The organism is Pseudomonas savastanoi, from assembly GCF_020917325.1.
GTDB classification, from domain to species: domain Bacteria; phylum Pseudomonadota; class Gammaproteobacteria; order Pseudomonadales; family Pseudomonadaceae; genus Aquipseudomonas; species Aquipseudomonas amygdali.
This window is the reverse complement of the sequence record NZ_CP076652.1, coordinates 2,723,498-2,750,496: the sequence shown is the minus strand read 5'-3', so window position 1 is coordinate 2,750,496 and position 26,999 is coordinate 2,723,498. Positions and strand designations below refer to the sequence as shown.

Annotated in this window: 17 protein-coding genes and 1 pseudogene; 10 read left to right on the top strand and 8 right to left on the bottom strand. The window is 59.1% G+C overall.

From position 1 onward, the window contains the following. Positions 1 to 79 precede the first annotated feature (79 nt). Genes KP808_RS11945 through KP808_RS11935 form a run of 3 tightly spaced genes read right to left on the bottom strand, consistent with a single transcriptional unit; the run spans position 80 to position 6,221 of the window. Complete coding sequence (locus KP808_RS11945) at positions 80 to 3,760, bottom strand: translocation/assembly module TamB domain-containing protein (RefSeq protein WP_230018559.1); 3,681 nt, start codon at positions 3,758 to 3,760, stop codon at positions 80 to 82. A 5-nt stretch (positions 3,761 to 3,765) separates the two neighbouring features. Beyond that, positions 3,766 to 5,490: an autotransporter assembly complex protein TamA gene (locus KP808_RS11940; protein WP_230018557.1), complete on the bottom strand. Its 1,725-nt coding sequence runs from the start codon at positions 5,488 to 5,490 to the stop codon at positions 3,766 to 3,768. A gap of 59 nt (positions 5,491 to 5,549) precedes the next feature. Beyond that, positions 5,550 to 6,221: a GNAT family N-acetyltransferase gene (locus tag KP808_RS11935; protein ID WP_002553676.1), complete on the bottom strand. Its 672-nt coding sequence runs from the start codon at positions 6,219 to 6,221 to the stop codon at positions 5,550 to 5,552. Positions 6,222 to 6,412: 191 nt separating this feature from the next. On the opposite strand from KP808_RS11935, the gene xthA reads away from it, so the two are divergent. Together xthA and KP808_RS11925 are read left to right on the top strand one after the other, a co-directional pair. After that, positions 6,413 to 7,225 carry an exodeoxyribonuclease III gene (gene xthA / locus KP808_RS11930; protein ID WP_058409376.1) on the top strand — a complete coding sequence of 271 codons (813 nt, stop codon included), beginning with the start codon at positions 6,413 to 6,415 and terminating at the stop codon, positions 7,223 to 7,225. Between the two features lie 132 nt (positions 7,226 to 7,357). After that, complete coding sequence (locus KP808_RS11925) at positions 7,358 to 8,701, top strand: substrate-binding domain-containing protein (protein WP_122259847.1); 1,344 nt, start codon at positions 7,358 to 7,360, stop codon at positions 8,699 to 8,701. A 26-nt stretch (positions 8,702 to 8,727) separates the two neighbouring features. Here KP808_RS11925 and KP808_RS11920 read toward each other — a convergent pair whose 3' ends face one another. After that, positions 8,728 to 9,957, bottom strand: coding sequence for an acyl-CoA dehydrogenase (locus KP808_RS11920; protein ID WP_011168689.1), 1,230 nt, complete (start codon positions 9,955 to 9,957; stop codon positions 8,728 to 8,730). A 183-nt stretch (positions 9,958 to 10,140) separates the two neighbouring features. Here KP808_RS11920 and KP808_RS11915 point away from each other — a divergent pair, with 183 nt between their 5' ends. From KP808_RS11915 to KP808_RS11905, 3 genes are all read left to right on the top strand, one after another. Beyond that, positions 10,141 to 11,070 (top strand): LysR family transcriptional regulator, encoded by a 930-nt coding sequence (locus KP808_RS11915; protein ID WP_058401486.1) that lies wholly within the window; start codon positions 10,141 to 10,143, stop codon positions 11,068 to 11,070. 165 nt (positions 11,071 to 11,235) lie between these two features. Then, entirely contained in the window at positions 11,236 to 11,628 is a 393-nt protein-coding gene (locus tag KP808_RS11910; protein ID WP_005743596.1) for a MerR family transcriptional regulator, read from the top strand. An 18-nt stretch (positions 11,629 to 11,646) separates the two neighbouring features. Further along, complete coding sequence (locus KP808_RS11905) at positions 11,647 to 12,546, top strand: hydroxymethylglutaryl-CoA lyase (protein WP_122259846.1); 900 nt, start codon at positions 11,647 to 11,649, stop codon at positions 12,544 to 12,546. Positions 12,547 to 12,829: 283 nt separating this feature from the next. Here the strand turns inward: KP808_RS11905 and KP808_RS11900 are convergent. Next, positions 12,830 to 13,087: pseudogene (locus KP808_RS11900) on the bottom strand (hypothetical protein). A gap of 182 nt (positions 13,088 to 13,269) precedes the next feature. Here KP808_RS11900 and KP808_RS11895 point away from each other — a divergent pair. The 4 genes from KP808_RS11895 to KP808_RS11880 are packed head-to-tail and all read left to right on the top strand — an operon-like array spanning position 13,270 to position 18,875. Continuing rightward, positions 13,270 to 14,433, top strand: coding sequence for an isovaleryl-CoA dehydrogenase (locus KP808_RS11895; RefSeq protein ID WP_122259039.1), 1,164 nt, complete (start codon positions 13,270 to 13,272; stop codon positions 14,431 to 14,433). 13 nt (positions 14,434 to 14,446) lie between these two features. After that, positions 14,447 to 16,054 (top strand): carboxyl transferase domain-containing protein, encoded by a 1,608-nt coding sequence (locus tag KP808_RS11890; RefSeq protein WP_230018555.1) that lies wholly within the window; start codon positions 14,447 to 14,449, stop codon positions 16,052 to 16,054. Between the two features lie 14 nt (positions 16,055 to 16,068). Beyond that, the gene (locus KP808_RS11885) at positions 16,069 to 16,929 is read left to right on the top strand and encodes a gamma-carboxygeranoyl-CoA hydratase (protein ID WP_122259057.1); all 861 of its coding nucleotides are present in this window, start codon (positions 16,069 to 16,071) and stop codon (positions 16,927 to 16,929) included. Then, positions 16,926 to 18,875, top strand: coding sequence for an acetyl/propionyl/methylcrotonyl-CoA carboxylase subunit alpha (locus tag KP808_RS11880; RefSeq protein WP_230018553.1), 1,950 nt, complete (start codon positions 16,926 to 16,928; stop codon positions 18,873 to 18,875). Before KP808_RS11885 ends, KP808_RS11880 begins: the two co-directional genes overlap by 4 nt. 67 nt (positions 18,876 to 18,942) lie before the next feature. On the opposite strand, the gene nfuA is transcribed toward KP808_RS11880, so the two are convergent. The 3 genes from nfuA to KP808_RS11865 form a co-directional block, all read right to left on the bottom strand. Then, the gene (nfuA, locus tag KP808_RS11875) at positions 18,943 to 19,536 is read right to left on the bottom strand and encodes a Fe-S biogenesis protein NfuA (protein WP_002553665.1); all 594 of its coding nucleotides are present in this window, start codon (positions 19,534 to 19,536) and stop codon (positions 18,943 to 18,945) included. A gap of 70 nt (positions 19,537 to 19,606) precedes the next feature. Continuing rightward, positions 19,607 to 20,629, bottom strand: coding sequence for an acyltransferase family protein (locus KP808_RS11870; RefSeq protein ID WP_230018551.1), 1,023 nt, complete (start codon positions 20,627 to 20,629; stop codon positions 19,607 to 19,609). A 180-nt stretch (positions 20,630 to 20,809) separates the two neighbouring features. Then, the gene (locus KP808_RS11865) at positions 20,810 to 22,942 is read right to left on the bottom strand and encodes a fatty acid cis/trans isomerase (protein ID WP_058409390.1); all 2,133 of its coding nucleotides are present in this window, start codon (positions 22,940 to 22,942) and stop codon (positions 20,810 to 20,812) included. Positions 22,943 to 23,274: 332 nt separating this feature from the next. On the opposite strand from KP808_RS11865, the gene metH reads away from it, so the two are divergent. Next, complete coding sequence (gene metH, locus KP808_RS11860; protein ID WP_058409384.1) at positions 23,275 to 26,994, top strand: methionine synthase; 3,720 nt, start codon at positions 23,275 to 23,277, stop codon at positions 26,992 to 26,994. The last annotated feature ends 5 nt before the right edge of the window (positions 26,995 to 26,999 follow it).

The following is a 26,999-nucleotide window of genomic DNA, read 5'->3' as shown; positions in this document are numbered from 1 at the left end:
GCGTGAGAAGGGTCACACTGTTTTAACAGGGTAAACCGGTTGAACGCAGGCCAGTGCCATTACAGCCGCTGGCCAGTATTCAGAAGTCTCTTTTATAGAAAATATCCAGCGAACTGGCAACACCGCTTGCAGCCTCAAGGTACACGCGCTTGCTGAGCAGATAGCGCAACGCAATGGTATTGGCCGGTTCAAACACGCCGACACCATAACGCAGGCTGAGCTTCTCGGTGATCTTGCCGCTGGCAACCACATTGGTCTTGTCACCGGTTCCCGAGGTGTCCAGTTCGAAGTCCTTGATACCCAGATTGTCCGCGAGCTTGCCGGTGGTCGACGAGCTCCCGGCAACGCCTAGCGCCAGTGCAGCCTGAGCGACCATGTTGTTGTCTTCGCCCGAGGTACTTAGCGGTCTGCCCATGACCAGATAGGAGAGCGCCTGCTCCTGGCTCATCGCGGGTTCGGAAAACACTTCAGTGGTGGGTTGCTCGGCACTGCCGGTCAGACGAATGCCTGCGATCACGTCATCTGTCTGGCGAATGGCCTCGATATCCAGATAGGGCTGGTCCACAGGGCCTGCAAACAGCAGGCGCGCCTTGCGGATGGTCAGCCGCTGCCCGTAGGCACGGTAACGGCCGTCGTTCAGGTTCAGCTCACCACGGGTGTCCAGGTTGTCGCCAATGTGCACACGTCCGACCAGATTGGCAGTAAGCCCGAAACCGCTGAAGGCGAGCTTTTCCTGACCAACCTCCACATCGATATCCATGGCCACTGCCAGCGGTGGCGCGCCCTCCTCGGTCTGCTGCCCGACGATCACCGTGTCGCCCGACAGCTTGACCGTGGACGGCGGCAGCTCACGCACGGTGATCGTCCCCTTGGGCACCAGCACCTTGCCGGAAATGGCCAGCCGCTCACCCTGCATGGAAATTTTCAGGTCAGGCGCTACCTCCACTTCCGCGTAGGGCTCGACATTGATCGGCAGACGCGCGCCCTTGAGGCTCACATCAACGTTCAGATTCTGCCCCCAGGCCACCTGACCGCCGATGCTCCCCTGCCCGGTGCTGCCACTTTTCCAGCCACCGGTGAGCTGTACGCTCTCCCCGGCAATCAACGCCTGCACCTTGAGGTCATGCAGTTCCATCGGCAACTCGGCACCCGCCACTTCACCGCCTTCAAGTGTCACGCTGCCGTTGACCAGAGGTGCCAGCAAGCTGCCTGACAATCGACCATTGCCGTTCAGGCGGCCATTGAGTTTCTGCACCATTGGCGCAAAGGGTCGTGCCACCGAGATGTCCAGCCCGGAGAGACCGAAATCGCCTGACAGAGGCTTGTCTTTGGCCAGCGGATCGATCTGCGCATTGACCAGCAACTGGCCCAGCTTGCCGCCTTCGAAATCCAGCCGCGTGTCGATACGTCTGGGTGCCAGTGTGGTGTCAAGTTTGAGTGTCTGATACGGGAAGTCCAGCCACTGGTCATTGCTGCGCACCCGCAATGTGCCGCCTCCAGCATCAATCGTAACCTTGCCGGTGGGGCCTGCTGCCGGAAGATCAAGCTGAACGTCGGCATTCAGCGCGCCCTTCCAGGCAAAATCCTTTGGCATCCATTGCGCCAGGCTGTCGAGCGGGAAATTCTTCAGCTGATAGCGCAAACGTGGCTCCGGCATCAGTCGTTGATCGCCACCGCACAGGCTGGAGGCACCGGACAGCCAGCAATGCGCACCGAAGTTCAGCCGACCGTCGGCCAGACGCTCGATCTTCGCCGGTTGCTGCAAACGCCAGTTCTGTCCGCCGCTCTGTACCGTGCCGCTGGCCAGCCGACCGCGCCAGTCGCCCTTGTCCAGGCCGCCGTCCAGTGCGATAGCAAGCTTGAGCAACGGCCCTTGCAGGTCCAGCTTCAATTGTTGCGCCTTGAGCGTACCCTGACCGTCCACCAGCAACGTCCCCAGCCCGGTGTCGCCGGCCTGAATGCCAACGCCCTTGAGGTTGATGGTCGCGCGCTGCGACTGATCCAGACGGGCATTGAGTGTCAGGTTTTGCAGGCGATTGTCCTGCAAAGCGAGCTGACTGCCCTGCAACGCCAGTTGCCCTTGCGGTGCCTGAAGTGTTCCCGTCAGGTCGAGCCTGCCTTTGGCCTGCCCCTGCAAGCGCGGCCACAATTGAGCCAGACGCGGCAGGTCAAGGTCCAGCTGCCCTTTGAGACGTTCCTGCAAACTGCCATTACCCTGAACCCGGTTGTCACCCAATCGAATGTTCAGGTTGCTGACATTCCACTGCTGATCACGACCGTCAGCCTTGGCTTGCAGCAGCGCGGGCTGGCCACGCAGACGTCCCTTGAGGTCCAGGTCGGCGGTAAGTTCGAGCTGCTCGTTGACCAATTGACCTTTGCTGCGCAAGGGCCCTGCCAGCGTGCCGGGCAGTTCGGCAACCCAGAATGAAGGGTCCAGCGCGCTCAGGTCCAGTGCAGTGTCCCAGCCAACGCCATTGGCAAATTGCAGGTTCAGGAAACCGCTGGCCTTGCCCTGCCCTGCGACCAGCTCCAGTTGCGGCAGATGGACTTCCTGCAAATTGCCACTGAAGGGACTGATCAGCGTGAACGCGCCAGCAGGTCCTTTGAGGCTGGCGTTGAAATTGCCAAGATAATTGCCGTCGGTGTAGGAAATCTCACCTTTGAAGGCGTGCAACGATACTTGCGGTTCGGACTCCAGCGGATACAGACGCTGCCAAGGGAAATCCAGCCAGTCGATGCTCGCATCAGCCGAGAAACCACTCTGCCAGTTCAACGTGCCGTTGATGGCCAGACGCTGTTGATCGTTGGCGGCCAGATCAAGCGCTGCAATGGTTGCCCCGTTGGCATCCGCACGCCCCTGCAACGACAACGCCACAGGGCCTTTTTCTGCGGGCAGGCTGGCAGTGCCGTTGATCTGGTAACCCGAGTCGAGATCGCCTTCGGCAGTCAACAGCAGTTGGTCGAGTTGCAGGGTATCGGGCAATGCCGCGCTGGGTTTGAAATGTTCTGCAGTCAGTTTCAATCGTGCTGGCACATGCTCAGCCAAAGGTTGCAGCTCACCGGTCAGTTGCCCTGGTAGATAGCCGCTGCTGTCAGCCTTGAGTTGCAGGGTCTTGAGCACGTCACCTTGAATATCCAGCGCCAGCGTCCAGGGCTTACCGTCCTGTGGCGGCAGTTGCAGTTGACCTTTTACGCTCAATGGCCAGTCGCCCTCGGGCTTCAGCAGACCATTGAGGTCCAGCACCAGCGCATCACGTTGCAGGTGCGCGCTGTCGATCTGCAAGCCTTCGGCGGTCCAGTGCGCCGCCAGCTTGAGGTCGCGCAACTGTTCGACGCCATCCAGTTGCAGGCTGCCCAGCTGTATATCACCCAGTTGCAGGGCAAGCGGCAACTTGACGGCTGGCAGGCTTAAAGGATCTTCGTTGCTCGGCGCACCGCTCGGAGGAAAACGCAGCAGTACCTGCCCCGCGTGCAGGCGATCAATGCATAAGGTCATCTTCAGCAGGCAGGCGGGCGTCCAGGCGAAGTCGACAGAGTGCACCTCGACACGGTCTGCGCCTTGCTGCCACACCAGGCGCTCGGCACTCCACTGCCCGCCCAGGCGGCCCTGAAAGTTTTCCAGTTGCACGCCGGGCACGCGGGCCAGCGCCCATTGGCTGCCTGCCTGGGTCCCAAGCAGCACCCCGACGCTGACGATCACCAGCAGCAATAACGCGATCACGCTCAGTCCGGCAATCGTTGCAATACGCTTGATGTTCATCCTGTTCAAAGTTCCGGCCCCATCGAGAAGTGCAGGCGGATGCCACCCTCGTCATCCAGCGCGTGCGCCAGGTCGAGACGCAACGGACCCACCGGAGATACCCAGCGCACCCCGAAACCGACGCCGGTTTTCAGGTCTGGCTTGTCCAGACTGTTGAATGAGTTGCCCTGATCGATGAAGGTCGCGAGCCGCCATTTATCCGCAATCGAGTACTGATACTCGACGCTCCCGGCAAACATGTAACGCCCACCAATGCGGTCGCCGTCAGAGTTGGTCGGTGACAGTTTCTGGTAGTCATAACCCCGTACGCTTTGATCGCCACCGGCAAAAAAACGCAGCGACGGCGGTATCGAGGTGTAACCGTCAGTAAGGTTGCCACCCAGCTGCACGCGGCCGAGAAAGCGATGATTCCGAGCGACTGTCGTCAGCCCTTTGAGCAGCACATTGGCATGCACCAGATTGGCATCCGACAACATGCCCTCCTTGGCCACCTGGGTGTCGAATTGCAAACGGTAGCCCTGGTGGGGGTCGATACTGTTATCGCTGCGCAGGTACGAATAACTGATACCGGGCATCAACAGCGTGCTCAGGCCCGAATCGTCGCCCAGCCGGTATTCTTCACGCTGCCATTTCAGCGAGATGACCCGCTCCCAGCCGCTGGGCAGTTTGCTGTGCCATTCAGGCCCGGCAGTCAGCAGCTTGCTGAGGCTGTCGGTTCCAGCAATCTCTTCGTATTGATAGCCACCGGCATAACGCAGTTTATCGGTCAACGGCGGATCGAGCGGCACGTCGTACCACAGGCCGACATTCTGCCGAGGCGCGGATATTTCCGATTCGAACCCGTAGCTGTGGCCCTGTGGATTGGCCCAGTGCCGGGTCCAGTTGGCTTTGCCACGCGGGCCGACATCGGTCGAGTAGCCCAGGCCAAGGCCCATGGTGCGGGGCTTGCGGGTTTCAAGCTGAACGGTCACCGGAATGACCTGATGTTCAGCTGCCGTAGGCGCGGCATCGACCCGCACGCCTTCAAAATAGCCACTGCCCTGCATCGCCTGGGTCAATTCGGCGATCAGTTGTGAGTCGTAAGGGGTATTTTCCTTGAAAGGCACCATGCGCTTGAGCAAATCGTCATCGAAGGGCGCATTGCCACTGAACTTGACCTTGCCCAGCGAATAGCGCGGACCACTTTCATAGACCAGCTCGATGTCGGCAACCCCGGCTCGCGGGTCGACAGCCAGGCGCTGGCTGGTAAAGTGGCCGCTGAAAAAACCGTAACGCGACGCCTGATTCTGGATCAGGCGTTTGGCATCTTCATAATTGCCATGATTGAGCACCGCGCCGGTTTTCAGCGCGTCGCTTTTGGGGACCCGAAAGGCTTTCAGCGATGCTGCCGGACCTTCGACGCGAATTACCACATTGCGCAGGTGAATAGGCTCGCCCGGCTGGATATTGATCACCAGACGTGGCTGGTCTTCGTCCTTGATCTCGCTGTCGATCTGCGCCTGATAATAACCAAGCGCCTGAGCCGCTTTCTCTGCCTGCTGTTCGGCACCCAGGCTGAAGTTGCGCAATGCCTTAACGTCACGCTCGCCCAAATCCCCCACATACCCTTCGACGTTGGCCTTGAGTTCCGGGTTGGCGGGCTTGATCCTGACGTCAAGGCGGGCCTGGGCAAGCGCCGCTGCACTCATGGTCATCAGAAACAGGCTGCTGAATAGTCTGAAAAGCTTCATGGGCGTAGATGCTAACACGATCGACGGGCCGCACTGGAAGCCCACGAATTGTCGGAGATTCAGACCGTTACGTCAGGGACCGGCAGTGAAACCTGAGGGTTGGGGTGAAAAAACACATGCTCTCGGACAGGTCCTACCGCAATCTCGCCGATTTCCTCATAGCCTTGTCGCTTATAGAACTCGAGATAACGAGGGTTTCCCGTGTCTACCACGATGCCCTGAGAGTGCTCATCCACCGCGCACCAATCGTGCAACGCCCCAAGCAGTTGTTCGCTCAAATCCTGCCCCAGCTTCTGACCCTGAAATTCCGGGTCCAGGCCTATCAACGGCAGCACATGCACGGTTTCGGACGGCACACAGGCCAGCACCGCGTTGTAATAAGCCAGATAACGCTGGGTGCACCCCAGGCCGGTGTCCATCACCATGCGCAGACGCCACGCCCAGCTTTCAGTGACACCCAGACGACGTTGCGGTGGCGCGATAAGCGCTACGCCGACCAGCCGATCCTGCAGAAACAGACCGAGTGCAGGCTGGTCTTGCAGGAAGTGTTGTTTGACCAGTTGGCGAATGGTCGCCAACACGCGTTGCTCATATCCCTCACGCTCGGCATTGAACAGATAGGCAAACGTCGGATCGTGCCGATAGGCCCTGAACAGCAAGGAGCGGGTTTCACGGGAATAACCACTGTCGAGTTGACGAACTTCACCCGTGATGGCAGCAGGTAGGGACATAAAAAGCCTCGTGTTAACGGAACTGCGTCTGGCGCAGCAGTTTTGGCAAGCAGGCTTTCGAGTGATGGCACTTGATAACAGTTCCAACGATTTGTCCGGGCCTCTGTTTGCAAGGTGTCTGACACGGTGCTGGTCCTGCAACCACAGGTCAGCTAGCATCGCTGTTTGTTTTTGCTCAGGACCGCTGTTTTATGAAAATCGTCTCGTTCAACATCAATGGTCTGCGCGCTCGACCTCATCAGTTGGCGGCGCTGATCGACAAACACCAACCTGACGTAATCGGCCTTCAGGAAACCAAGGTTTCGGACGAGCAATTCCCCCACGCGGAAGTCGAAGCGCTGGGCTATCACGTGCATTTCCACGGCCAGAAAGGCCATTACGGCGTTGCCCTGCTATCGCGCAACCCTCCGCTGGCCCTGCACAAGGGCTTTGAAGGCGACGACGAGGACTCGCAAAAGCGCTTCATCTGGGGCACTTATGCCGACAGCAATGGGCAGCCGGTCACCATCATGAATGGCTACTTTCCGCAGGGCGAGAGCCGTGATCACCCAACCAAGTTTCCAGCCAAACAGCGTTTTTACGAGAACCTGCAGACCCTGCTGGAGAGCCGTTTCAGCAATGAACAGCCGCTGATCGTGATGGGTGATGTGAACATTTCTCCGCAGGACTGCGACATCGGCATCGGCGCAGACAACGCCAAGCGCTGGCTGAAAACCGGTAAGTGCAGCTTTCTCCCCGAAGAACGCGAGTGGATGGAGCGCTTGAAAAACTGGGGCCTGGTGGACAGCTTCCGCTATCTGTACCCGGAGGTCGTCGACCGATTCAGCTGGTTTGACTATCGCAGCCGTGGCTTTGAAGACGAACCCAAGCGCGGTCTGCGTATCGACCTGATCATGACCTCTACCGGCCTGCAGCCACGCATCAAGGCCGCTGGGGTGGACTACGATTTGCGCGGCATGGAAAAGCCGTCGGACCATGCGCCGATCTGGCTGGAACTGAACTGACAAAGCGCCCTCGCGCGCGACCCGGCTTTATGCAGAAACAGGTCGTGCGCGCAGTGGTCGAGCAATCGTCATATTCCGGAAATCTTTCTGTCTTATTCTCCCGGCACCCTCCCGTGACTCATGGTGACGCCGATGCTGCGCGCTTTGCTAACGGCGCTGACTCTGTCGAGCGCCACCCTGCCCGCCCTTGCGCTGGCAGCACTGCCGCTGCCCGCGGGCGAAATACCTGCCTTGCGCATTCAAGGCTCGAACACCATCAATGCTCAATTGGGCCCCGCGCTGGTTGAGGGATTGATGCGCAAGCAAGGCCTGCAATCGGTGCAGACTGTTGCTGGCAATGCCATGAATGAACAGCGCGTCGTCGGCACTAGCGCCACAGGGCAGACGATCAGCATCGAAATCGCCGCACATGGTTCAGGCACCGGTTTTACTGCGCTCAAAGCAGGTAACGCCGATATCGCCGCCTCTTCACGACCTATCAAGGATCAGGAAGCCAAGGACCTGGCGGGGCTGGGCGACCTGAAAAGCGCAGCAAGCGAGCAAACCATTGCCATCGATGGCGTTGCCGTGATTCTGCATCCAGGCAACCCGGTCAGACAGCTGGATACGCTGCAGCTGGCGCGTATTTTCAGCGGGGAAGTCAGGGACTGGGCAGAAGTGGGCGGAAATCCGGGCGCCATTCATCTTTATGTTCGCGATGAGAAGTCCGGCACCTACGAAACATTCAAGGACCTGATACTTGCAAAGTACGGCAAGAACCTGTCCGGCACAGCCGCACGCTTTGAATCCAGCGAGCAGCTTTCCGACGAGGTTAGCAAGGACATCAATGGCGTAGGTTTTATCGGGCTACCGTCCATCAGGCGTGCCAAAGCGGTGGCCATTGCCGATGGTGATTCCAGACCCATGCTCCCGACTGTCAGTCTGATTGCCACCGAAGACTATCCTCTGTCGCGACGGCTCTACTTTTATGTGCCCACCTCAGCTCATCAACGCTGGGCGCAGGCGCTGGTCCGTTTCGCGCAAAGCGCCGAGGGTCAGGCCATCGTGGCGCAGAGCGGCTTTGTCGCGCAGACCGTGCAGGCACTCAAGGTGCAGCCTACCGCGCAGATGCCTGCGGAGTATCAGGCACTGGCGCGCAAGGCCGAACGGCTGTCGGTCAACTTTCGCTTTGCCCAGGGCAGTGCGAAGCTGGATAACAAGGCGCAGCAGGACCTCAAGCGGGTGGCGGAGTACCTGAAAACCAGCAACCAGCTCAATCAACATGTCACGCTGGTCGGCTTTGGTGATGCCAAAAGCGATCCGGCTCGCGCAGCCCTGCTCTCAAGGCTGCGCGCCATGGCGGTGCGCCGCGAGCTGCTGAAAAGCGGCGTGACATTTCGCGACATCGTTGGCCTGGGGGACGAGATGCCGGTAGCTACCAATGACATCGATGACGGCCGGATCAAGAACCGTCGGGTCGAAGTCTGGGTGCAGTAGCCTGGGGGCAGTTATCGGTTACCAGATCAGGACTGGCTGCGTTCCCTGTCCGCCGGCAGATATTTGCCCAGTTCATATTTGCCGACAGCGGCGCGATGCACCTCATCCGGACCGTCCGCCAGACGTAGTGTGCGCTGCATGGCGTACATATAGGCCAGGGGGAAATCATTGGAAACACCCGCCCCGCCGTGCATCTGGATCGCCCGATCGATGACCTTCAGCGCCACGTTCGGCGCTACCACCTTGATCTGCGCGATTTCACTTCTGGCGACCTTGTTGCCTGCCGTGTCCATCATGTAGGCCGCCTTCAGGGTCAGCAGGCGGGCCATATCGATCTCCATACGCGAATCGGCGATCCTGTCGATGTTGCCACCCAGCCTGGCCAGCGGCTTGCCGAAGGCAACCCGGTCGACGGAGCGCCTGCACATCAACTCAAGTGCCCGTTCGGCCATGCCGATGGAGCGCATGCAGTGGTGAATGCGGCCTGGCCCCAATCGGCCTTGGGCGATTTCAAAGCCGCGCCCCTCACCCAGCAAGACGTTTTCAAACGGCACCCTGACGTTATCGAAGACCACTTCGGCATGCCCGTGGGGCGCGTCGTCGTAGCCGAACACAGGCAGCGGCCTGACAATCTTCACGCCCGGCGTGTCGACCGGGACCAGAATCATCGAGTGTTGCTGATGGCGCGGCCCGTCAGGATTGCTCAGGCCCATGAAAATCAGGATTTTGCAGCGCGGGTCGCAGGCACCGGAAGTCCACCATTTTCGACCGTTAATTACCCATTCATCACCATCGCGCTCGGCGCGCGCGGCCATATTGGTGGCGTCCGATGACGCCACGTCGGGCTCGGTCATGGCAAAAGCAGAACGAATTTCGCCGCGCAGCAACGGTTCCAGCCAGCGAGCTTTCTGTTCCTCGCTAGCATAGCGAACCAGCACCTCCATGTTGCCGGTGTCAGGCGCAGAGCAATTGAACGGCTCGGGGCCCAGCATCGAACGCCCCATGATTTCCGCCAGCGGCGCGTATTCCAGATTGCTCAGGCCGGCACCGAGCGCAGACTCCGGCAAAAACAGATTCCACAACCCCTCGGCTCTTGCACGGGCTTTCAGTTCTTCCATGATCGCAGTGGGCTGCCAGCGGTCGCCTTCGGCCACTTGCTGTTCGAAAACCGGCTCGGCCGGATAAACGTATGCATCCATGAACGCGGTGACGCGCTCACGCAATGCCTGCACCTTCGGGGAATACGCGAAATCCATGGGCCACTACCTTCTCGATCAGGGTGTCGAATGCATGATCCTGATGCTAGAGAAACGCCGTACATTTATCTAATCTATTCTCGGCGTGTATAAACATTCATAACCGATATATGATCCATCACCGCTGCGGCGTCCCCAGCCTGCCGAACAGCGAATCAAAATAACAGCACGAGGCGCCCATCAATGAACCTGAGCAAGGTCGATCTCAATCTTTTCATTGTCTTCGACGCCATCTACACCGAAGCCAATCTGACCCGGGCCGGGCAGATCGTCGGCATTACCCAGCCTGCGGTGTCCAACGCCCTGGCGCGGCTGCGAGAGACCTTCAACGACCCGCTGTTTGTGCGCACGGCTCAAGGCATGGTGCCGACACCGATGGCACAGAACATCATCGGCCCGGTGCGCAATGCACTCTCATTGCTCAGGGTTTCGGTGCAGGAAAGCCGTATATTCAACCCGTTGCAGGCCAACAAGAACTATCGCATCAGCATGACCGACCTGACCGAGGCCGTGATCCTGCCGACGCTGTTCCAGCGCCTGCGGCGCCTTGCGCCTGCCGTGACCATCGAGAGCTTTCTGTCCAAGCGGCGGGAAACCACCAAGGAGCTGGCTGCCGGGCGCCTCGACTTCGCCGTGGATGCACCGCTCAATACCGACCCGCAGGTTCGCCACGTCAAGCTGCTGGAAGACCGCTATGTGTGCGGCATGCGCAAGGCGCATCCGCTGGCGAACAAGGCCACGCTGACGCTGGATGATTACATGAGCCAGGCACACATCCATATTTCCAGTCGGCGTAGCGGACTGGGGCATGTGGACCTGGCGCTGGGCAAGATGGGCATTCAGCGCAGGATTGCGTTGCGCTCGCAGCATTACCTGATGGCGACACAGGTCCTGCAGCAGACCGATATGGTCATGACCATACCGGAACGCTTCGCCCGCCGTAACGATCTGCACTATGTCTACCTGCCGGTCAACGATGTGCCTTCGGTCGAAACCCATCTGTACTGGCATGAAAGCACTGATCAGGACCCAGCCAACCGCTGGATGCGCGAGCAGATCATCGAGCTTTCACAGCGAGTCGTGGCGCAGGAACAGAGCCTCGATAAAGCATGAGATAAATTCAGTAAGTAATTGTTTTTAAATCAAATATATAAAATTATTAAAGTCATTTCTAACCTGGCGGGCGCGTCTTGGCGCGTCCTGACAACACGACTTTTGCTTGACGCTTACGTAAAGCAAGCCGTAGGTTGAGTGCTGCATACCTCGCCGAGCGACACCATGAGCAGTCAGACCTACAGCATTTCCGAGCTCGCCCGTGAGCTGGATATCACCACCCGCGCCATCCGCTTTTACGAAGAGCAAGGCATGCTCAGCCCTGAACGCAAAGGACTGGAGCGCATCTACACGGCCCGTGACAAAGTCACTCTGAAACTTATCCTGCGCGGCAAACGCATCGGTTTTTCGCTGGCTGAATGCAAGGAACTGATCTCGCTCTACGACCCTGCCGGTGACAACCAGAAGCAGTTGCAGACCATGCTCGGCAAGATCGCCGAGCGCCGTGAACAGCTCGAACAACAATTGCTGGACATCCGGCAAATGCAACTGGAGCTGGACACCGCCGAAGAGCGTTGCCGGGCTGCGCTCGATAAAACTGCTGCCACTTCACACTGACTACCACAAGGCGCTGCCATGTCTCTTCCACAAAAGGTAAATATCGTTGAAGTCGGCCCGCGTGACGGCCTGCAGAATGAAGCACAACCGATCAGTATCGGCGACAAGGTGCGCCTGGTGGATGACCTGACGGCAGCCGGACTGAGCCACATTGAAGTCGGTAGTTTTGTCTCGGCCAAATGGGTGCCGCAGATGGCTGGCTCCGCCCAGGTGTTCGAAAATATCCAGCGGCGTGAAGGCGTTATCTACTCTGCCCTGGCACCCAACCTGCGCGGGTTCGAAGATGCGTTGGCGGCGGGTGTCAGGGAGGTTGCGGTGTTTGCAGCGGCAACCGAAGGGTTTTCCCGGCGCAACCTCAATTGCTCGATCAGCGAAAGCCTGGAGCGCTTTGCGCCCATCATGGCGGCGGCGCAGATGCATGGTGTGCAGGTTCGGGGTTATGTGTCGTGCGTATTGGGCTGTCCTTATGAGGGCAGTGTCTCGCCTCAGCAGGTCGCAGCCGTCGCCAACGAACTCTACACGATGGGTTGCTATGAAGTTTCGTTGGGCGACACCATCGGCACCGGCACGCCGGGGGCCACGCGAGCGCTGTTCAACGCCGTCTCAGCGCAGATCCCGCGAGGCAAGCTTGCCGGGCACTTCCACGACACTTACGGTCAGGCGCTGGTGAATATCTACGCCAGCCTGGAGGAAGGTATCCAGGTCTTCGACAGTTCCGTGGCAGGCCTGGGCGGCTGCCCGTACGCCAAGGGTGCCAGCGGCAATGTTGCCACCGAGGACGTGCTGTACATGTTGCAGGGCATGGGCATTGAAACCGGGGTTGATCTGGACCAGGTCATTGCCGCAGGCCAGCGCATCTGCGACGTGCTGCAACGCAGCAATGGCTCGCGCGTGGCCAAGGCCCGGTTGTCTGCTTAACGACTGTCACCTGTCGGTAACAGGGTGCGACAACTTGTCACACAGTGTTACCCTGCCCCGCGTCCAGTCGAGTCAAACGGGTAACACGGAAACACTCGACAACCGAATCAGATGGCCCGATGCCCGAAAAAGACGTTCAGCTCCCGGTATTACGGGGCTTTTAAAAAACTGGCACGGGTCCTGCTATATCACTTGTACAACAAAAATAAAAACACGCAGCAACCCAATAAAAACAACACGTACCGGCTCTGACATAACAAGAACAACACGGACAGAGACGTAGCTAACAGATTTTTTTGAAGTGGACAGCTTTTCTGAACTGCTTGCCTTGCAAGTCGTTCTGCAGCCAGACAGAGAACAACAAAACTGCCCTGAGGCAGCTCCCGAACTGGTTGGATCACATGATGAAAGCTTGATCAGCGCTCAAAAAAATACGTTTGCTCTTGGTCCCGCATGCGGACCGCTCAAAAAAGCAGTGAAGGGCCAGGTCGCCAAAAACAACAACAGGCCACCCGAAAAACAAAAAAGAGCATAGAGACATACCTTGAAGGGGAGCCCAGGCTCCCCTTCGTGCTTTCCAGCGTTTGCTTTTGCCTCCCGACCCTCCCCCACCCTCCGCGCACAAGCCTGATTGACAGCACACACCCACAGGCTTACGTTAACGTAAAGGTCATAGCCAATCCGCATAGAACCATCTCCAAGAATAAAACAGGAACGCTACCCATGAGTTACCCCAGCCTGAACTTCGCCCTGGGCGAAACCATCGACATGCTGCGCGATCAGTTGCAATCCTTCGTCGCCGCAGAGCTTGCCCCGCGCGCCGCACAGATCGACAAGGACAACCTGTTCCCCGTCGACATGTGGCGCAAATTCGGTGAGATGGGCGTGCTCGGCATCACGGTCAGCGAGGAATACGGTGGCGCAGGCCTGGGTTATCTGGCGCATGTCGTGGCGATGGAAGAAATCAGCCGTGGCTCGGCATCGGTGGCGCTCTCCTACGGCGCACACTCCAACCTGTGCGTGAATCAGATCAACCGCAATGGCAGCCCGGCACAGAAAGCCCGATACCTGCCCAAGCTGATCAGCGGCGAGCACGTTGGCGCGCTGGCCATGAGCGAACCCAATGCAGGCTCGGACGTGGTATCGATGAAGCTGCGCGCCGACAAGCGCGGCGATCACTACGTACTCAACGGCAGCAAGACCTGGATCACCAACGGGCCTGACGCCAACACCTATGTGATCTACGCCAAGACCGACCTGGAAAAGGCAGCCCATGGCATCAGCGCGTTTATCGTCGAACGCGATTGGAAGGGCTTCTCGCGCGGCAGCAAGTTCGACAAGCTGGGCATGCGCGGCTCAAATACCTGCGAGCTGTTTTTCGATGACGTCGAGGTGCCCGAAGAGAATCTGCTGGGCGTGCTTGATGGTGGTGTCAGGGTCCTGATGAGCGGCCTCGATTATGAACGCGTCGTGCTCTCTGGCGGGCCGACCGGAATCATGCAGGCCTGTATGGACGTGGTGGTGCCCTACATTCACGACCGCAAGCAGTTTGGCCAGAGCATCGGCGAGTTCCAGCTGATTCAGGGCAAGGTCGCAGACATGTATACCCAGCTCAACGCCAGCCGCGCCTACCTGTACGCCGTCGCCCAGGCCTGTGATCGTGGCGAGACCACGCGCAAGGACGCAGCGGGCGTGATCCTCTACAGCGCCGAACGCGCCACGCAGATGGCGCTGGATGCCATCCAGATTCTGGGCGGCAATGGCTACATCAACGAATTCCCGGCCGGTCGACTGTTGCGCGACGCCAAACTCTACGAGATCGGTGCAGGCACCAGCGAGATCCGGCGCATGCTCATCGGTCGCGAACTGTTCAACGAAACCCGTTGATTGCGGAGCTACCATGACCATTCTGCAGACTCGCATCAACGCCCGCTCGCCGGAATTTGCCCTTAATCGCACCGCGCTGCTCAAGCAGGTCGAAGAGCTCCGTATGTTGCTGAGCATCGTTCGCCAAGGCGGCGGGCCCAAGGCCCAGGAGCGCCATACGTCACGCGGCAAGTTGCTGCCCCGCGAGCGTATCAACCGTTTACTGGACAGCGGATCACCGTTTCTGGAGATCGGCCAACTGGCCGCCCATGAGGTGTATGGCGAAGAGGTTCCGGCCGCCGGGGTAATTGCCGGTATCGGCCGGGTCGAGGGCGTCGAATGCATGATCATCGCCAACGACGCGACGGTCAAAGGTGGCTCCTATTACCCGCTGACCGTCAAAAAGCACCTGCGCGCGCAGACCATCGCCCAGCAAAACCGCCTGCCGTGCATTTACCTGGTGGACTCCGGTGGTGCCAACCTGCCGCGCCAGGACGAAGTGTTTCCGGACCGCGAACACTTCGGGCGCATCTTCTTCAATCAAGCCAACATGAGCGCACAAAGCATTCCCCAGATTGCCGTGGTCATGGGTTCCTGTACCGCAGGCGGGGCCTATGTTCCAGCCATGGCCGACGAAGCGATCATGGTGCGCCAGCAAGCCACCATCTTCCTCGCAGGCCCGCCACTGGTAAAAGCCGCCACCGGCGAAATAGTCAGCGCTGAAGACTTGGGCGGTGCGGATGTGCATTGCCGCACCTCCGGGGTGGCCGACCACTATGCCGACAGTGACGAGCACGCGCTGGCATTGGCGCGACGCAGCATTGCCAATCTGAACTGGCGCAAACAAGGCCAGTTGAACGCTGTCACGCCCATTGCACCGCTGTACGCCAGCGAGGACCTGTACGGCATCATCCCGGCCGACACAAAACAGCCGTTTGACGTACGCGAAGTCATCGCGCGATTGGTGGATGGCTCGGTACTGGATGAATTCAAGGCGTTGTTTGGCACCACGCTGGTCTGCGGTTTCGCTCGCCTGCATGGCTACCCGATCGCGATTCTGGCCAACAATGGCATCCTGTTCGCAGAGGCCGCCCAGAAAGGCGCGCACTTTATCGAACTGGCCTGCCAGAGAGGAATTCCCCTGCTGTTTCTGCAAAACATCACCGGCTTCATGGTCGGTCAGAAGTATGAAGCCGGGGGTATCGCCAAGCATGGGGCCAAGCTGGTGACCGCCGTGGCTTGCGCGAAGGTGCCGAAGTTCACGGTCATTATCGGCGGCAGTTTCGGTGCAGGAAATTACGGCATGTGTGGCCGCGCCTACGACCCGCGCTTTCTATGGATGTGGCCCAACGCGCGAATCGGCGTGATGGGTGGCGAGCAGGCAGCGGGCGTGCTGGTGCAGGTCAAGTGCGAGCAGGCGGAACGTGCCGGCCAGGCCTTCAGCGCCGAACAGCAGGCCGAGCTCAAGCAGCCGATTCTCGATCAGTACGAGCATCAAGGCCACCCTTATTACTCCAGCGCCCGCCTGTGGGACGACGGAGTCATCGACCCGGCACAAACCCGCGACATTCTTGCGCTGGCCCTGTCCGCCTCGCTCAATGCGCCCATCGAATCTACTACCTTCGGCCTGTTCCGGATGTAAGACGGGAAATGACCATGACGTCGACCTCATTCGCAACCATAGAGTTGATCACCGACCCACGTGGTTTTGCCACGCTGTGGCTGAATCGACCGGACAAGAACAATGCCTTCAATGCGCAGATGATTCGCGAGCTGATCATCGCACTGGACCAGGTACAAAGTGATGCCAGCCTGCGCTTCCTGCTGGTGCGCGGGCGTGGCAGGCATTTCAGCGCGGGTGCCGATCTGGCCTGGATGCAGCAGGCAGCAGAGCTGGACTACAACACCAATCTGGACGATGCCCGTGAACTGGCAGAGCTGATGTACAGCCTCGCAAAATTGAAAATTCCGACGCTTGCGGTGGTGCAAGGTGCAGCGTTCGGTGGCGCGCTGGGCCTGATCAGTTGCTGCGACATGGCCATTGCGGCAGCGGATGCGCAGTTCTGCCTGTCGGAAGTACGCATCGGTCTGGCTCCAGCGGTTATCAGTCCGTTTGTGGTGCAGGCCATCGGCGAACGTGCGGCGCGGCGCTACGCCCTGACCGCAGAGCGTTTCGATGGCCAGAGAGCGCAGCAGATGGGGCTGATAGCCGAGTGCTACCCGGCTGCCGACCTGCAAGCCCGCACACAGGAGTGGGTCGACAATCTGCTGCTCAATAGCCCGCAGGCCATGCGGGTCAGCAAGGAGTTGCTACGCGAAGTCGGCAGCGGCGAACTCACACCTGCATTGCGCCGCTACTGTGAAAGCGCCATCGCGCGCATCCGTACCAGCGCCGAAGGCCAGGAAGGCCTGCGCGCCTTCCTGCAAAAACGCACACCCGGCTGGCAGCCAGACTGCGATCAATCGCCAGCAGCGCTTGCAGCCCGGCAAGAATCACAGAAGGACTCGCAATCATGAGTACCCCAGAGCTGACCACGCTGCTGATCGCCAACCGCGGTGAAATTGCCTGTCGCATCATGCGGACCGCGAAAACCATGGGGCTCACCACAGTCGCCGTGCACAGTGCCATTGACCGTGACGCACGGCATAGCCATGAGGCTGATATCCGTGTGGATCTTGGAGGCAGCAAGGCAGCAGAAAGCTACCTGGCGATCGACAAGCTTATCGATGCGGCCAGGGCAAGCGGCGCGCAAGCGATTCACCCCGGTTATGGTTTTTTGTCCGAAAATGCCGACTTTGCCCGTGCCATTGAAGAGGCAGGGCTGATTTTCCTCGGCCCTCCCGCCTCGGCCATCGACGCCATGGGCAGCAAATCTGCCGCCAAGTCGCTGATGGAGCAGGCTGGCGTGCCGTTGGTACCTGGCTATCACGGCGACGCACAGGACATCGAGACGTTCCGCAGCGCCGCTGAACGCATCGGTTACCCCGTGCTGTTGAAAGCCACGGCAGGCGGTGGCGGCAAAGGCATGAAGGTGGTGGAGCACAGCGGCGAACTGGCCGAAGCGCTGGCCTCCGCTCAACGCGAGGCGCTTTCTTCGTTCGGCGACGCGCGAATGCTGGTGGAGAAATACGTCCTCACTCCGCGCCACGTCGAGATTCAGGTGTTTGCCGACCGCCATGATCACTGTCTGTACCTCAATGAGCGCGACTGCTCCATTCAGCGCCGACACCAGAAGGTCGTCGAAGAAGCACCTGCTCCCGGCCTGACACCCGAACTGCGCAAGGCCATGGGTGAAGCGGCGGTCAAGGCCGCACAGGCCATCGGTTACGTGGGCGCAGGCACGGTGGAATTCCTGCTGGACGCGCGCGGCGAGTTTTTCTTCATGGAGATGAATACCCGCCTGCAAGTCGAGCACCCGGTGACCGAATACATCACGGGCCTGGATCTGGTGGAATGGCAGATTCGGGTGGCCAGAGGCGAACCACTGCCCATTACTCAAGAACAAGTGCCATTGATCGGCCACGCCATTGAGGTCCGGCTATATGCCGAAGACCCGGCCAACGATTTTCTGCCTGCAACCGGCACGCTGGAGCTCTACAGAGAATCCGCGTCCGGCTCCGGCAGGCGCGTGGACAGCGGCGTTAGCGAGGGCGACAGCATTTCACCCTTCTACGACCCCATGCTCGGCAAGCTGATTGCCTGGGGCGAAAACCGTGAGCAGGCCCGTTTGCGCCTGCTCGGCATGCTGGACGAGTTCGCAGTGGGCGGTGTCAGAACCAACCTGGCATTTTTGCGCAGAATCATCGCCCATCCAGCGTTTGCCGCCGCTGAACTGGACACGGGCTTTATCCCCCGCCATCAGGATCAATTGCTGCCGCAAGCGGGTGAACTGTGCGAGGAACTCTGGCAGGCCGCCGCCGAGGCCTTCAGCCAGAGCGAAACGGCACGCGTCGATCAAGCCGACCTGCACTCGCCCTGGGCGGCCAGCACAGGCTTTCGCGCAGGCCTGCCTGCAGAGACGGATCTGCGACTGAGCTGCAATGGTCAAACCCGAACCGTCTACCTGCGCAACAGCAGCAACTCACCGTTCAAACTCAGCAACGAGCATCTGACTGTCGAACACAACGGCGTGCGCCGCTCGCATCTGGCGATACGCCGTGGCAATGCGCTTTACCTCAAATGGCAAGGCGACCTGCACACCATCACCCGACTTGACCCCATCGCGCAGGCCGATGCCAGTGATAGCCAGCATGGCGGCCTGACAGCCCCCATGAATGGCAGCATCGTGCGCGTGCTGGTTGAAGTGGGTCAGACGGTCGAGTGCGGGGCGCAACTGGTGGTGCTAGAAGCCATGAAGATGGAACACAGCATCCGCGCAGCCAGTGCCGGAGTCGTTACAGCGCTTTACTGCCATGAGGGAGAGATGGTCAACGAAGGCGCAGCACTGGTGGAACTGACCTGACCACCAGCGACGGCCGCACATGAAAACGCCCTGAACAGTCAGGGCGTTTTGCGTATCAGAGAACGGCTTAGTAGTAAGCGTTTTCTTTCTGCGTATGGTCGGTCACATCGCGAACGCCCGACAGCTCGGGAATGCGCTCAAGCAACGTACGCTCGATACCTTCCTTCAACGTGACATCAGCCTGACCGCAACCCTGGCAACCGCCACCGAATTGCAGAACAGCAATATTTTTTGCCTCTTCTTCAACCACATCGATCAGCGTGACCTGACCGCCGTGACTGGCAAGGCCCGGATTGATCTCGGTTTGCAGATAATAATTGATGCGCTCGTTGATCGGGCTGTCGGCATTGACCATTGGCACCTTGGCGTTTGGTGCCTTGATGGTCAACTGGCCGCCCATGCGATCAGTGGCGTAATCAACTACGGCATCATCCAGAAAGGCTTCGCTGAAACCATCGATCCAGGCGGTGAAGCTCTTCAGGCCGATAGCCTTGTCTTCCGGCTTTTCTTCACCCGGCTTGCAGTAGGCAATGCAGGTTTCGGCGTACTGAGTGCCGGGCTGAGTAATAAATACGCGGATGCCAATGCCCGGGGTGTTCTGCTTTTCCAGCAGATCGGCCAGATAATCGTGGGCGGCATCGGTAATAGTGATAGCGGTCATGAAAATTCCTCGCAGACGTGCCAGCAGTTTACGCCAATCGGCACCGTCACACAAAGTCCTAGTATTTTTGTCAGGTTAATGCCTGCGCCCGGCTGACCGCTCGGCGTCCATCCAGCCAGGCTTTCATCCGGCGGTAAAGGCCCTTCTCGATCCACTCATAACTGACCCAGGCACCGATGGCGATGATCGGCACGCAGAACGCGAACACCACATAGGGGCTGAGGCCAAAGCGTTGCGCCATCAGCAAGCCGCCGTACAGCACCAGAACGTGCAGCAGGTAGACCGAGTACGAGCAGTCGCCCAGTACCTTGAGCAGCCTGTTGCCTTGGAAATACGGTTCCAGCGAGATGCACGATAGTACGATCAAGGCACTCGGCAGGCCCCAGTTGAGCAGACGCTGCTCATTGGTCAGGTGATTGATCGCATACAGCCCTACCGCAATACCCGCCAGCGGCAGCCATAACGCCTGTTTGATCCAGCCACGGCGATAGAGGATGCCGATGCCGATACCCAGCAGGAATTCGTAAATGATGTCATTGCCGTAGAAGCGGCTGATCAGCCCGGTGCGGGCTAGAACCTCACTGACCGCAAACAGCGCTGCGGCAATGATCAGCGGCCGGTGACGCTGTTGAAAGAGGAATACCACCGAGAACAGCAGGTAGAAAAACATCTCATAATTGAGCGTCCAGCCGACGTTAAGCGTCGGGTAAAGGCCATAACCACCGGGGTTTTCGGAAGGAATGAATACCAGTGACAAGAGGAAGTTCTGCCAGCCGATGACCTGATGCGGGAGCATCGGTGCTGCAATCAGCAACAACAACGCCATGGCGGCGGTATACAGCCAATAGGCCGGAACAATTCGAATCAGACGATGCAGAATGAAGCGCCGTGCAGGCATATCGCTGTTCTGCGTCGACAAAAAGATAACCAGACCACTGATGACAAAGAAGATATCAACGCCGACCCCGCCCTTCGACACAAAGAACTGTCCCACCGGGCCGCTGGCCTTGAAATCGAAAAAAATCTGCATGAAGTGATGACACACCACGACCCACGCTGCGAACGCACGTAGCGCCTGAACTGAAATCAACATCACAAAAAACCTCTACTGCCTGACTTTCAATCATGGGTCGTTTGATAAACCGGCCTATGACGCGCACCATTTCGGACCACCTTTTTGGAAAAAAGATCGCGCGAGATACATTTCGTTCAGGAAGTAAAGATGGCCGCAGGCCATGTTGCACAAGGGCCTGCGGCGTGAAGCCCCGGTTTTTCAGAGGTTCTCGTAGCGATTCATGTCCAGCACACCCGCTTCGCGTGGTTCAGTTTCCTGAACGTAGCGATTCAGATCGTGGAAGTAACTCCAGAACAGTGGATGAGTACGACGGATGCCCCAACGCTGGACGATTTGTTCGAAACTCGCCTGATCCTTGCTCTGCTGCATGGCATCGACAAAGGCCGGCACCTGTGCGACCGGAATATTGAAGATGAAATTCGGATAACTGCTGAGCACGCCCGGGTAGACGGTCAGTGTGTCCAGCCCCGGTATATAGCGATAAGACTCGCCCAGCAGAAACGCGACGTTACTGTGCGCACGGTTGCGCAGCATGCTGTAGATCATGCGTTTGCCGTCGCTGCCCTCGATGCGCAGCATGCTTGCTTCCGGCAATTGATCGATGACTTTCAGGCCCGCCGCCGGGCGTGAGGTCAAACGGCTCAGTGCCTGTTCCGCCTGGGCAAAACTGCTGTCGAGGTTTGGCCGAGAACAATACGCCCCGCTGCAGCGGTTGATCGGATCAGGCGCGGCATTCAGGCTGCCGGAACGCTCGATCAGCTTGAACGCAAAGTCGCGCTGCGCGGCCTTTTCATCGAGTTTGATACCGGTTGGCGTATCGTCGTCGATCTTCTGGTAATCCAGCCACATCTTGATCTTGCCGCCATCCTGATAAAGATCGCTGAGTATGTCTTCCCGGCGATCGGCAGGCATCAGGCGCAGGAAGTTGATTTCGGCACCGTTGCGGATCAAGTCGAAATACAGCCGGGTCTGTGCCTGATGTGAAACGTTGCCATAGACATCGAAGTTCACCGCCAACTGATAATAGGTGCGCTCCAGCAGCGGGTAGTCGAACAGCCACATGGAGTGCGGCACGTCGCCAATCAGCCCTTTATTGACCGACGCACTGTCGAAATGACGGAAAACGGTCAGCAAGGCATTGTCATTGCCTGCCCACAGCGTGCTCCAGCCCGGCGCTGGCATTTTCGCGTAACTGTCGCGGCGCAGGTCTTCATACTCATTGCGCCGGTCGCGGTAGGACAGCCACAGGCTCAGCACGCTGCCCACGTCATCGTTCTGCCCCGGCATGGCCAGCAATGGCGTAGCCTCCCCGCGATACGTCGCATCGGTGATGTAGCGATCGTGCGACGGGTCCTGGAACAGCACCCAGAACTGATCGCGAATCACATCGGTCGCGATCTGCCCGCGACAGACCGGCCCGCGAATGAAGGTGCGGACGAAATACTCGGCATTGTCGAGCATGAACTGATAACGCGCCGCTGCCGGGATCGCTTCAAAGGTCAGAAACGGATTGGCCCGATGGCCAGGGCCATAGCCAGGCAGTGCGTTGACCTTCCAGTCTTTACTATAGAACAACTGCCTGACCCGCATCAGTTTCTGTGGGCTCATGGCATAGGTAATGTGGGTCTTGTGAACGATCACGCCCTGCACAGGGATCAATCGATAATAGAAGTCACTGCCCGGATCATCGTCGGGGCGACGAGTAGCGATCAGGTCCACAGGCTTGCCGCTTGGAGTTCGCGAACGTACCCACTGAAAGAAGTGCCCCGCCTCACCGCCTTCGAAATAGATATGCGCCAGGAACAGGTGCTCGAACAGCCAGCGACCGACCAGCGCCTGATTCGCGCCAGGCTCGTTGAGCTGCGCCTCCCAGGCATTGATCTGCGCGGCCTCGGTGACACTCGGGGTAATGGTCTGCTGCTCCACCGGCGCACCGGCAGCCAGCCAGCGCTGCAGCGTCTGGTATTCGGCATCGGTCAGGCCAGCCACCGCCAGTGGCATGCCTTGTTGCGCATGAGCTGCGGCATAGGCGTTGAATTCGCCGGGCAGCGGGCACACATTTTCGCGATTGATGCCCAGCGCGATCTCGTCCGGAATTTTGCTGTTGGCCGGCAACGGCGCGCTGCGCCCCAGATCGAGCATGCGCGCCATCAGGGCAGCCTGACTGCCCTGGGCCTCCAGCACTGAGTAAAACCCCTTGCCGCGCCAAGCCTCGGTATCACGCGCATCATAAAACAGTCGGGTCGGCGCTACCGCTTCACTACGCTCGCCCTGGTAAACCGGGGTCTTGCTGGCACCACGGCTCACGCCTTCCCCGCTGCCCAGGTTCAACTGGCAGGGAGCATCGTTGCAGGCATGGCAGGCAACGCATTTCTCGGTAAGAATCGGCTGAATATCCTTTACGTAGGAAATAGCCGGGCTTGCGGGTGTGGCTGAGGGTGTCTGGGCCTGTGCAGCACAGCAGATAAAAAGCAAGGCGATGCTTGCCAACAAACGGTGCGGCATATCCCGTAGGCTCTGTCATTAAAAATGGAACAATTCTACTAGGCCGTAATTGCCTCCAACATGAATGATTTTCATGCAAAAGCCGCAGCACCACCAAAACCGTTCCGGTTTGCTATCATCCCGTCCTTTAAAGTATCGACCTTCTCAAGGTAGCCCCCATGTCTGACCGCAGCGCCCGCCATCAAGCCTTTCTTACTGCTCTGAAACAGAGGATTCTGATCCTCGATGGCGGCATGGGCACCATGATTCAGAGCTACAGGCTTGAAGAGCAGGATTATCGGGGCAAGCGCTTCGCCGATTGGCCAAGTGATGTAAAGGGCAACAACGACCTGTTGATCCTGACCCGACCTGACGTGATCGGCGCCATTGAGAAGGCTTATCTGGATGCCGGTGCCGACATCCTCGAAACCAATACCTTCAACGCCACTCAGGTCTCCCAGGCCGATTACGGCATGGAATCGATCGTCTACGAGCTGAACGTCGAAGGTGCACGCCTGGCGCGCAAGGTCGCAGACGCCAAGACACTGGAAACCCCGGACAAACCGCGTTTCGTGGCGGGCGTGCTGGGCCCTACCAGCCGCACCTGTTCGCTATCGCCGGACGTCAACAACCCCGGCTATCGCAATGTGACCTTCGACGAACTGGTCGAGAACTACACCGAAGCGACCAAAGGGCTGATCGAGGGCGGCGCCGACCTGATCCTGATCGAGACCATTTTCGACACCCTCAACGCCAAGGCGGCGATCTTTGCCGTGCAGGGCGTGTTCGAAGAAGTGGGCTTTGAACTGCCAATCATGATCTCCGGGACCATCACCGATGCCTCGGGGCGCACCCTGTCCGGCCAGACCACCGAAGCGTTCTGGAACTCGATCAGTCACGCCAAACCGATCTCGGTCGGCCTGAACTGCGCACTGGGTGCCAGCGAGCTGCGCCCTTACCTGCAAGAGCTGGCCAACAAGGCCAACACCCATGTATCTGCGCACCCCAACGCCGGTCTGCCCAACGCCTTTGGCGAATACGACGAGCTGCCGAGCCAGACGGCGAAGATCATCGAAGAGTTCGCGCAAAGCGGCTTCCTGAACATCGTCGGTGGCTGCTGCGGTACGACGCCAGCGCACATCAAGGCGATTGCCGAGGCTGTTTCGGGCTACGCGCCACGCGAAATTCCGGACATTCCAAAAGCCTGCCGCCTGTCGGGCCTGGAACCGTTCACCATTGATCGTCAGTCGCTGTTCGTCAACGTCGGCGAGCGCACCAACATCACCGGCTCTGCCCGCTTTGCCCGTCTGATTCGTGAAGACAACTACACCGAAGCGCTGGAAGTCGCCCTGCAGCAGGTCGAAGCCGGTGCCCAGGTGATCGACATCAACATGGACGAAGGGATGCTCGACTCGAAGAAGGCCATGGTGACCTTCCTCAACCTGATCGCAGGCGAGCCGGACATTTCCCGCGTACCGATCATGATCGACTCCTCCAAGTGGGAAGTGATCGAGGCCGGTCTCAAATGTATCCAGGGCAAGGGCATCGTCAACTCCATCAGCATGAAGGAAGGCGTCGAGCAGTTCATCCATCACGCCCGCCTGTGCAAGCGCTATGGTGCGGCCGTGGTGGTCATGGCCTTCGACGAACAGGGTCAGGCCGATACCGAGGCGCGCAAGAAGGAAATCTGCAAGCGCTCCTACGACATTCTGGTCAACGAAGTGGGCTTCCCACCGGAAGACATCATCTTCGACCCGAACATCTTCGCCATTGCTACCGGTATCGAAGAACACAACAACTATGCCGTGGACTTCATCAACGCCTGCGCCTACATCCGTGACGAGCTGCCGTATGCCCTGACCTCGGGTGGGGTGTCCAACGTGTCGTTCTCGTTCCGTGGCAACAACCCGGTGCGTGAAGCGATCCACTCGGTGTTCCTGCTGCATGCGATCCGCAATGGCCTGAGTATGGGCATCGTTAACGCCGGGCAGCTGGAAATCTACGACCAGATTCCCGCTGAACTGCGTGACTGCGTCGAAGACGTAGTGCTCAACCGCAATCCCGAGGGCACGGATGCATTGCTGGCAATTGCCGACAAGTTCAAGGGTGATGGCAGCGTCAAGGAGGCCGAAACCGAGGAATGGCGCAGCTGGCCGGTCAATCAGCGTCTGGAACACGCGCTGGTCAAGGGCATCACCACGCACATCGTCCAGGACACCGAAGAGTCGCGCCTGGCATTCACCCGCCCTATCGAAGTGATCGAGGGCCCGCTGATGGCGGGCATGAACGTGGTCGGTGACCTGTTTGGCGCAGGCAAGATGTTCCTGCCTCAGGTGGTCAAGTCCGCGCGCGTGATGAAGCAGGCAGTGGCGCACCTGATTCCGTTCATCGAGCTGGAAAAGGGCGACAAGCCCGAAGCCAAGGGCAAAATCCTGATGGCGACGGTCAAGGGCGACGTACATGACATCGGCAAGAACATCGTCGGCGTAGTACTGGGCTGTAACGGCTACGACATTGTCGACCTGGGCGTGATGGTGCCTGCAGAGAAAATCCTGCAAGTGGCCCGCGACGAGAAATGCGACATCATCGGCCTGTCCGGCCTGATCACGCCGTCACTGGACGAAATGGTCCATGTCGCCAGAGAAATGCAGCGCCAGGACTTCCACCTGCCATTGATGATCGGCGGCGCGACCACATCCAAGGCGCACACGGCGGTGAAGATCGAGCCTAAATACAGCAATGACGCAGTCATCTACGTCACCGATGCTTCCCGAGCGGTCGGCGTCGCGACCCAGTTGCTGTCGAAAGAGCTGAAGCCGGCCTTTATTGAAAAGACCCGTCTGGAATACGTCGAAGTACGTGAGCGCACCTCGGCACGCAGCGCGCGCACCGAGCGTTTGAGTTATGGCGCGGCAGTGGCAAAAAAGCCGCAATTCGACTGGGAAAACTATACCCCTGCCCAGCCGACCTTCACCGGCACGCGGGTACTGCAGGACATCGACCTGAACGTGCTGGCCGAATACATCGACTGGACACCGTTCTTCATCTCCTGGGACCTGGCCGGTAAATACCCGCGCATCCTGACCGACGAAGTGGTCGGTGAAGCGGCCACCGCGCTGTATGCGGACGCCACCCAGATGCTGCGCAAGCTGATCGACGAGAAACTGATCAGCGCCCGTGCAGTATTCGGCTTCTGGCCAGCCAATCAGGTCAACGATGATGATCTGGAGGTCTATGGCGACGACGGCAAGCCGCTGGCGAAGCTGCATCACCTGCGCCAACAGACCATAAAGCCTGACGGCAAGCCGAACTTCTCGCTGGCCGACTTCGTCGCGCCGAAAGACAGTGGCCTGACCGACTACATCGGTGGCTTCATCACCACCGCCGGCATTGGTGCCGAAGAAGTTGCCAAGGCCTATCAGGACAAGGGCGACGACTACAACTCGATCATGGTCAAGGCACTCGCCGACCGTCTGGCCGAAGCCTGTGCCGAATGGCTGCACCAGCAGGTGCGCAAGGAATACTGGGGTTACGCCAAAGACGAGGCGCTGGACAACGAGGCGTTGATCAAGGAGCAGTACATGGGCATTCGTCCGGCTCCCGGCTACCCGGCCTGCCCCGATCACACCGAAAAAGGCACCCTGTTCGCCCTGCTCGACCCGCTGCCGGAAGGCACACCCGAACATACGCCCGGCAAAAGCGGCGTGTTCCTGACCGAGCACTACGCAATGTTCCCGGCTGCGGCCGTCAGCGGCTGGTACTTTGCCCATCCTCAGGCGCAGTACTTTGCGGTAGGCAAGGTGGATAAGGATCAGGTCGAAAGCTACACCGCCCGCAAAGGCCAGGACCTGAGCGTCACCGAGCGCTGGCTGGCACCCAACCTGGGCTACGACGAGTAACGCCT

Coding starts and splice junctions, on each gene's coding strand:
- KP808_RS11935 (WP_002553676.1), bottom strand. CDS start 6,221: ATGTCCCTACCTGCTGCCATCACGGGTGAAGTTCGTCAACTCGACAGT.
- KP808_RS11910 (WP_005743596.1), top strand. CDS start 11,236: ATGAGCAGTCAGACCTACAGCATTTCCGAGCTCGCCCGTGAGCTGGAT.
- KP808_RS11870 (WP_230018551.1), bottom strand. CDS start 20,629: ATGTTGATTTCAGTTCAGGCGCTACGTGCGTTCGCAGCGTGGGTCGTG.
- KP808_RS11920 (WP_011168689.1), bottom strand. CDS start 9,957: ATGGATTTCGCGTATTCCCCGAAGGTGCAGGCATTGCGTGAGCGCGTC.
- KP808_RS11905 (WP_122259846.1), top strand. CDS start 11,647: ATGTCTCTTCCACAAAAGGTAAATATCGTTGAAGTCGGCCCGCGTGAC.
- metH (WP_058409384.1), top strand. CDS start 23,275: ATGTCTGACCGCAGCGCCCGCCATCAAGCCTTTCTTACTGCTCTGAAA.
- KP808_RS11890 (WP_230018555.1), top strand. CDS start 14,447: ATGACCATTCTGCAGACTCGCATCAACGCCCGCTCGCCGGAATTTGCC.
- KP808_RS11885 (WP_122259057.1), top strand. CDS start 16,069: ATGACGTCGACCTCATTCGCAACCATAGAGTTGATCACCGACCCACGT.
- KP808_RS11940 (WP_230018557.1), bottom strand. CDS start 5,490: ATGAAGCTTTTCAGACTATTCAGCAGCCTGTTTCTGATGACCATGAGT.
- KP808_RS11880 (WP_230018553.1), top strand. CDS start 16,926: ATGAGTACCCCAGAGCTGACCACGCTGCTGATCGCCAACCGCGGTGAA.
- KP808_RS11895 (WP_122259039.1), top strand. CDS start 13,270: ATGAGTTACCCCAGCCTGAACTTCGCCCTGGGCGAAACCATCGACATG.
- KP808_RS11915 (WP_058401486.1), top strand. CDS start 10,141: ATGAACCTGAGCAAGGTCGATCTCAATCTTTTCATTGTCTTCGACGCC.
- nfuA (WP_002553665.1), bottom strand. CDS start 19,536: ATGACCGCTATCACTATTACCGATGCCGCCCACGATTATCTGGCCGAT.
- KP808_RS11945 (WP_230018559.1), bottom strand. CDS start 3,760: ATGAACATCAAGCGTATTGCAACGATTGCCGGACTGAGCGTGATCGCG.
- KP808_RS11925 (WP_122259847.1), top strand. CDS start 7,358: ATGCTGCGCGCTTTGCTAACGGCGCTGACTCTGTCGAGCGCCACCCTG.
- xthA (WP_058409376.1), top strand. CDS start 6,413: ATGAAAATCGTCTCGTTCAACATCAATGGTCTGCGCGCTCGACCTCAT.